The following is a 6,000-nucleotide window of genomic DNA, read 5'->3' as shown; positions in this document are numbered from 1 at the left end:
ACATAGTGGCGCGCCACCTCTAGCTTGAACTTCCCATCATGCCTTGCCATGTGGACCCCTCAGAGTTGGTGTCCAACATCTGGGGGTCAGTTCAGATGCGGGGCTTTTTCTTTGGTGCCAAACTTCGCGGCATCGACCTGCAGGAGCGGACCTTGTCCGCGAAATCCCGACCGTTGTGCTCTGAACAACCCGGCGTGAAGCGAACCCCATCGCGGACGGAGTCCGCTCCTACGCAAAGGTGGAGCTCGGGCGTAGGAGCGGACTCCGTCCGCGATCGGCATCAGGCCGCACGGGGCTGAGACGAAACCCGCCAGACCTCAGTCGCGATACCCCGGCGACACCCGATCCAGCATCCGCAGCAGCGCGGACCACGCCAGGTCGTAACCATCCGGATCGCTCAACTCCCCTTCCGCCAGCGGCCGCGCCGGGGCGTTGAATTGTTGCTCAGTGTGACGGCACACCTCCTCCGGCGGGATCACCAGTTCGCCGCCGGCCTGGGCAGCCAGCTGGATGTCGCAGGCCTTCTCCAGGTAGTACATGCGCAGGAACGCCTGCTGCACGGTCTGGCCGACGGTCAGCAGGCCGTGGTTGCGCAGCATCAGCCCGTAGTGGTCGCCCAGGTCGCGCACCAGGCGCTCCTGCTCGTCCATCGACAGGGCGATGCCTTCGTAGTCGTGGTAGCCGATACGTCCGTAGAACTCCAGGGAGATCTGGTTCAGCGGCAGCAATCCGCACGCCTGCGCCGCCACCGCGCAACCGGCGCGGGTATGGGTGTGCAGCACGCACTGCGCATCCTCGCGGGCACCGTGGATGGCGCTGTGGATGACGAAGCCGGCCGGGTTGACCTTGTACGGCGACGGCTCCACGGCGTGGCCGGACAGGTCGATCTTGACCAGGCTCGACGCGCTGATCTCGTCGAACATCAGGCCGTACGGGTTGATCAGGAAATGGTGCTCGGGACCGGGGATGCGCACCGAGATATGGGTGAAGATCAGGTCGGTCATGCGGTAGTGCGCGATCAGGCGATAGCAGGCCGCCAGCTCCTCGCGCAGTTTCCACTCCTCGGGCGAACAGGTGGCGCGGCTCGGGGCCGGCGCCTGCAGCGACGTCATGGTGCTCTCCTCCTCAAGGCAAAGTGCGCCGGGGCGAATGCCCCGGCGCCACGGTCACGATCGGGTCATTGCGCGGCCCAGGCGTTGAAGCGCTCTTCCAGCTCCTCGCCGTGGTCGACCCAGAACTCGTCGTCCATGGCCAGGCCCAGGGGCAGGTTCTGGGTCGAGGTCGGCACCCAGCCGGCGATGTCGGACGGCAGGCGCTCGGCGGCCTGCTTGTTGGTCGGACCATACGCAATGTGCTTCACGTAGTCGACCTGCGCATCGGCGCCGTTGGCGAAGGCGATGAAACGCTTGGCCGCATCGACGTGCTGGGAGCCCTTGATGATCGCCCAGTAGTCCATCCCGTACAGGCTGCCGGGCCAGACCAGTTGCAGGTTGCGTCCACCCTTGAAGGCGTCGGCGATGCGCCCGGTGTAGGTGGTGGTCATCACCACGTCACCGGCGGCCAGCCATTGTGCCGGCTGCGCGCCGGCCTCCCACCACTGCACGTAGGGCTTGATCTGGTCGAGCTTGGCGAAGGCGCGGTCGACGCCGGCCTTGGTGCCCAGTTCCTTGTACACGTCCGCCGGCTTCACGCCGTCGGCCATCAGGGCGAACTCCAGGTTGTAGATGGCGCGCTTGCGCAGGCCACGCTTGCCGGGGAATTTCTTCACGTCCCAGAAATCCGCCCAGGACTGCGGTGCCGGCTTGAGCTTGTCGGCGTCGTAGGCGATGGCCACGCCCCAGACCAGCGCGGCGGAACCACAGTCCTTGGCGGCGTTGGGGATCAGTTGTTCCTTGTTGCCGATCTGCTGCCAGTCCAGCGGCACGAACAGGCCTTCGTCACAGCCACGGGCCAGGTCCGGGCCCTCGATCTGCACCACGTCCCAGTCGGCATGGCCGGTGTCGGCCATCACCTTGATGCGGGCCATCTCGCCGTTGTACTCGGTCTGGGTCACACCGACCCCGGACTGCTTGCTGAAAGGCTGGAAGAAGGCCGCATCCTGGGCCTTCTGGCCGGCGCCGCCGTAGCCGACCACCACCATGCTCTCGGCGGCCTGGACAGTGGCGCAGCCCAGCCCGAGGGCGAGCAGCAGCGGCGAGACGGCGATCTTCAGGAAGGAGCGCTTGTGGCAGGTGTTGCGGTGGAAAGTCATCGAGCATACCCCCAGTCGTAAGTGGCCATGGGCGCCGCCGGAATGGCCGCGCGCACGCTGGACGGGTGCGCCGAAACAACGCTGCCGGAAAGGCAGGGCAGAGGGAAATCGAATGCCAGCAGGTGGACCCGCCAGGCGAGGTGGGACCGTACGGGACGGTTCATGCGCCTCTCCTCTTGTAGTTGTTGTGGAGCACGTCGCGGTTGCCCCGGAGGACTCCGGGTGCGCTATCGAAACTACCCAGTCACTTTTAAAAAAACAAGTTGATTTTTTACTGGCGGTAAATTTCCATAGCAGTAACTTAAACAACACTAGCTTGGACAACATTGTCCATTCAGGAGAAGCCGCCGTGTCCCAGGTCCGTCACTTCCAGCAATCCGCCCTGCAGTTCCAGCCTTACGGCGGGCAGGACATCGAGCGCGCCGCCCTCTGCCGGCTGATCGGCCCGGCGGACAGCGAGACCATGGGCGCCGGCCTGGCCCGTTTCGACGGCGTGTCCATCGAATGGACGGTGCTCTACGACGAGCTGATCGTGGTGCTCGAAGGCCACTTCCGCCTGCGCCTGGCCGACCAGGTGATCGAGGCCAGACCGGGCGACGTGATCTGGGTTCCCGAACGCACGCCGCTGGCCTACGAGGGCGAGAAGGCCTGCGTGTTCTACGCGCTCTATCCGGTGGACTGGCAGGCACGCAACGCCTGACTCCACCTGCCGCCGCCCGACGCGGACGAAGCTTCAGCGCACTACCACAACAAGAATCCGGAGTTGCCCGATGAGCCAGTTTCCCCACCTGTTCAGCCCGCTGCGCATTCGCGGCAAGGCGCTGAAGAACCGCATCATGTCCACCGGGCACGACACCTCGATGCCCACCGACAACCTGGTCAACGACCAGTTGGTGGCCTACCACACCGCCCGCGCCAAGGGCGGCGTCGGCCTGATCGTGCTGCAGGTGGCCGGCGTGCACGACAGCGCGCGCTACACCTCCCACGTGCTGATGGCCACCGATGACGAGTGCATTCCTGGCTATCGGCGCATAGCCGAGGCCTGCCACGCCGAGGGCACGCTGGTGCTGTCCCAGGTGTTCCACCCCGGCCGGGAGATCATGGAATCCAGCGACGGCCTGCTGGCCGTGGCCTACGCGCCCTCCGCCTCGCCCAACGAACGTTTCCGGGTGATGCCCCGCGAGCTGAGCCAGGCGATGATCGACGAAATCATCCAGGGCTACGCCGACGCCGCACGGCGCCTGCATGCCGCCGGCATCGACGGCGTGGAAGTGGTCGCCAGCCACGGCTACCTGCCGGCGCAGTTCCTCAACCCGCGAGTGAACCGCCGCAGCGACGGCTACAACGGCGACCTCGACGCCCGCCTGCGCTTCACCCGCGAAGTGATCGCCGCCGTGCGCGCCGCCACCGACGACGAGTTCATCGTCGGCCTGCGCATCTCCGCCGACGAGCGCGACCCCGAGGGCCTCACCGAAGACGAATCGCTGCAGGCGGCGAAGGCGCTGCAGAATGGGCTGGACTACCTGCACATCGTCGCCGGCACCTCGGCGTCGCTGGGCGGCGCCATCCACATCGTCCCGCCGATGGCCATCGAAGCGGCGTACCTGGCCAAGGAGGCCGGCACCTTCAAGCGCAACCTGGAGATCCCGCTGTTCGTCACCGGGCGCATCAACCAGCCGCAGGAGGCCGAACTGATCGTCGCCCGCGGCCAGGCCGACGTCAGCGGCATGACCCGCGCGCTGATCTGCGACCCGCAGATGCCGAGCAAGACCGAAAGCGGCCACGTCGAGGACGTGCGCGCCTGCATCGCCTGCAACCAGGCGTGCATCGGCCACTTCCACCGCGGCTACCCGATCTCCTGCATCCAGCACCCGGAAACCGGCCGCGAGCTGATCTACGCCGAACGCCAGGTGGCCACCCAGCGCAAGCGCGTACTGGTGGTCGGCGGCGGGCCCGCCGGCATGAAGGCTGCCGCTGTCGCCGCCCAGCGCGGCCACGAAGTCACCCTCTGCGAAGCCAGCGCCCAGCTCGGCGGCCAGGTCAATCTGGCCCAGCTGCTGCCGCGCCGCGCGGAGTTCGGCGGCGCCTCCACCAACCTGCAGCGCGAGATGCAGCTGGCCGGCGTCGAAGTGCGCCGCAATACCCGCGTCGATCGCGCGCTGGTCGAGCAGGAACGCCCCGACGTGGTGATCGTCGCCACCGGCGCCAAACCCTATCGCCCGCCCTACGAGGAAGCCGGCGAACTGCAGGTGGTGGACGCCTGGCAGGTACTGCGCGGCGAAGTGAAACTGGGCCGTTCGGTACTGGTCACCGACTGGCGCGCCGACTGGATCGCCCCCGGCATCGCCGAGCGCCTGGTGCGCGACGGCCACCAGGTGCACCTGGCGGTGAACGGCACCCACGCCGGGGAAAACCTGCCGCTCTACGTGCGCGACCACCTGGCCGGCGAGCTGCACCGCCTGGGCATCACCATCACCCCCTACGCCCGTCTGTACGGCGTCGACGACAGCACCGTCTACCTGCAGCACACCGCCAGCGGCGAGCCGATGCTGGTGGAAAACATCGACACCCTGGTGCTCTGCCAGGGTCACCAGCCGGTGGACGAACTGGCCGACGAGATCGCCGACCTCGCCGAAGTGCGCCGCATCGGCGACTGCCTGGCACCGCGCACGGCGGAGGAAGCGATCTACGAAGGGCTCAAGGCGGGTTGGGCAATTTAAGAGCGGCGGCAAGCTACAGGCCTCAGGCTGCAGGCAGGAGCAACAGCCGCTTTAGCCTGCCGCCTGAAGCCTGTAGCCTGTAGCCTTCCCTTTCCCGGACCCCCTTCGCATGAGCCGCAAAGCCCCGCAGGAAGCCCCCGCCAACGCCGAAGCGCAGTTCCTCGGCACCCGCATCCGCGGCCTGCGCAAGCGGCGCGGCATGACCCTGGCGGAGCTGGCCGAGCAGAGCGGGCTGACCGCGGGCTACATCAGCCAGCTGGAGCGCAACCTGGCGTATCCGTCGATCCCGGCGCTGTTCAACATCGCCCGCAGCCTGGGCGTGACCATCCAGTGGTTCTTCGCCAGCGAAGTACAGGTCGACCCGGCCGACGCCGGCTACGTGGTGCGGCGCAACGCCCGCACCAGCGTGCATTACGAAGATGGCATCGTCGACGAACTGCTCAGCCCGCAGCCCAGCCGCCAGCTGGAAATCCTCCACTCGCGCTTCCCGCCGGGCACCTACAGCCAGCAGAGCTACAGCCACGACGGCGAGGAAGCCGGCTACCTGCTCAGCGGCACCTTCGAGCTGTGGGTGGGCGAGCGGCATTTCGTCATCAACGAGGGCGACAGCTTCAGCTACTCCAGCCAGGAGCCGCACCGCTACGGCAATCCGGGAGATGTGGATGCGGTGGTGATCTGGGTGATTACGCCGCCGACGTTCTGAGACACCACGGGTCTCGCACGCCATGCGGGACAACGCTTTTCTGTAGGAGCGAGCTTGCTCGCGAACGCTCTTGCGGGCGCCCGGCGTCAGGCAGATTCGCGAGCAAGGACCAGGCGTCCCCACGGTCCTACAGGACGGCGCCGTCTGACGCATTCGAGTTAGCGGCGGCCCTCACCCCAGCCCTCTCCCAGGGGGAGAGGGGGCGGATCGGTGCGAGCGCTTGGCGCGGTCGCTTACCTGCAAGTGCCTTGAAGAGCCGCGGCATCCGGCTGACGCGGTGCTTCGCTCAACACCGAACGGTCCCCTCTCCCCCTGGGAGAGGGTTA

6 protein-coding genes are annotated in these 6,000 nt (G+C 67.1%); 3 read left to right on the top strand and 3 right to left on the bottom strand.

The window, feature by feature from the left end; genetic code table 11:
* Nucleotides 1–317: 317 nt before the first annotated feature.
* The 3 genes from HNP46_RS24955 to HNP46_RS24945 all read right to left on the bottom strand — a co-directional run bounded on the left by HNP46_RS24955 (nt 318) and on the right by HNP46_RS24945 (nt 2,415).
* Nucleotides 318–1,112: a class II aldolase/adducin family protein gene (locus tag HNP46_RS24955; RefSeq protein ID WP_184594362.1), complete on the bottom strand. Its 795-nt coding sequence runs from the start codon at nt 1,110–1,112 to the stop codon at nt 318–320.
* Between the two features lie 65 nt (nt 1,113–1,177).
* On the bottom strand, nt 1,178–2,251 hold the full coding sequence (locus tag HNP46_RS24950; RefSeq protein ID WP_184594360.1) for an ABC transporter substrate-binding protein: 1,074 nt from the start codon (nt 2,249–2,251) through the stop codon (nt 1,178–1,180).
* On the bottom strand, nt 2,248–2,415 hold the full coding sequence (locus tag HNP46_RS24945; protein ID WP_184594358.1) for a hypothetical protein: 168 nt from the start codon (nt 2,413–2,415) through the stop codon (nt 2,248–2,250). Before HNP46_RS24945 ends, HNP46_RS24950 begins: the two co-directional genes overlap by 4 nt.
* Between HNP46_RS24945 and HNP46_RS24940 the strand changes: the two genes are divergently transcribed.
* From HNP46_RS24940 to HNP46_RS24930, 3 genes are all read left to right on the top strand, one after another.
* Entirely contained in the window at nt 2,364–2,951 is a 588-nt protein-coding gene (locus HNP46_RS24940; protein WP_260403256.1) for a cupin domain-containing protein, read from the top strand. The genes HNP46_RS24945 and HNP46_RS24940 overlap by 52 nt on opposite strands.
* A 70-nt stretch (nt 2,952–3,021) precedes the next feature.
* Nucleotides 3,022–4,971 (top strand): FAD-dependent oxidoreductase, encoded by a 1,950-nt coding sequence (locus HNP46_RS24935; RefSeq protein WP_184594354.1) that lies wholly within the window; start codon nt 3,022–3,024, stop codon nt 4,969–4,971.
* 109 nt (nt 4,972–5,080) lie between these two features.
* Nucleotides 5,081–5,674 carry a helix-turn-helix domain-containing protein gene (locus HNP46_RS24930; protein ID WP_184594352.1) on the top strand — a complete coding sequence of 198 codons (594 nt, stop codon included), beginning with the start codon at nt 5,081–5,083 and terminating at the stop codon, nt 5,672–5,674.
* Nucleotides 5,675–6,000 lie beyond the last annotated feature (326 nt).

This window comes from Pseudomonas nitroreducens, assembly GCF_014204515.1.
In the GTDB taxonomy this organism is placed as follows: Bacteria; Pseudomonadota; Gammaproteobacteria; order Pseudomonadales; family Pseudomonadaceae; genus Pseudomonas; species Pseudomonas nitritireducens_A.
This window is presented reverse-complemented; position numbering and strand designations above follow the sequence as displayed.

Coding starts and splice junctions, on each gene's coding strand:
- HNP46_RS24935 (WP_184594354.1), top strand. CDS start 3,022: ATGAGCCAGTTTCCCCACCTGTTCAGCCCGCTGCGCATTCGCGGCAAG.
- HNP46_RS24950 (WP_184594360.1), bottom strand. CDS start 2,251: ATGACTTTCCACCGCAACACCTGCCACAAGCGCTCCTTCCTGAAGATC.
- HNP46_RS24940 (WP_260403256.1), top strand. CDS start 2,364: ATGCCAGCAGGTGGACCCGCCAGGCGAGGTGGGACCGTACGGGACGGT.
- HNP46_RS24945 (WP_184594358.1), bottom strand. CDS start 2,415: ATGAACCGTCCCGTACGGTCCCACCTCGCCTGGCGGGTCCACCTGCTG.
- HNP46_RS24955 (WP_184594362.1), bottom strand. CDS start 1,112: ATGACGTCGCTGCAGGCGCCGGCCCCGAGCCGCGCCACCTGTTCGCCC.
- HNP46_RS24930 (WP_184594352.1), top strand. CDS start 5,081: ATGAGCCGCAAAGCCCCGCAGGAAGCCCCCGCCAACGCCGAAGCGCAG.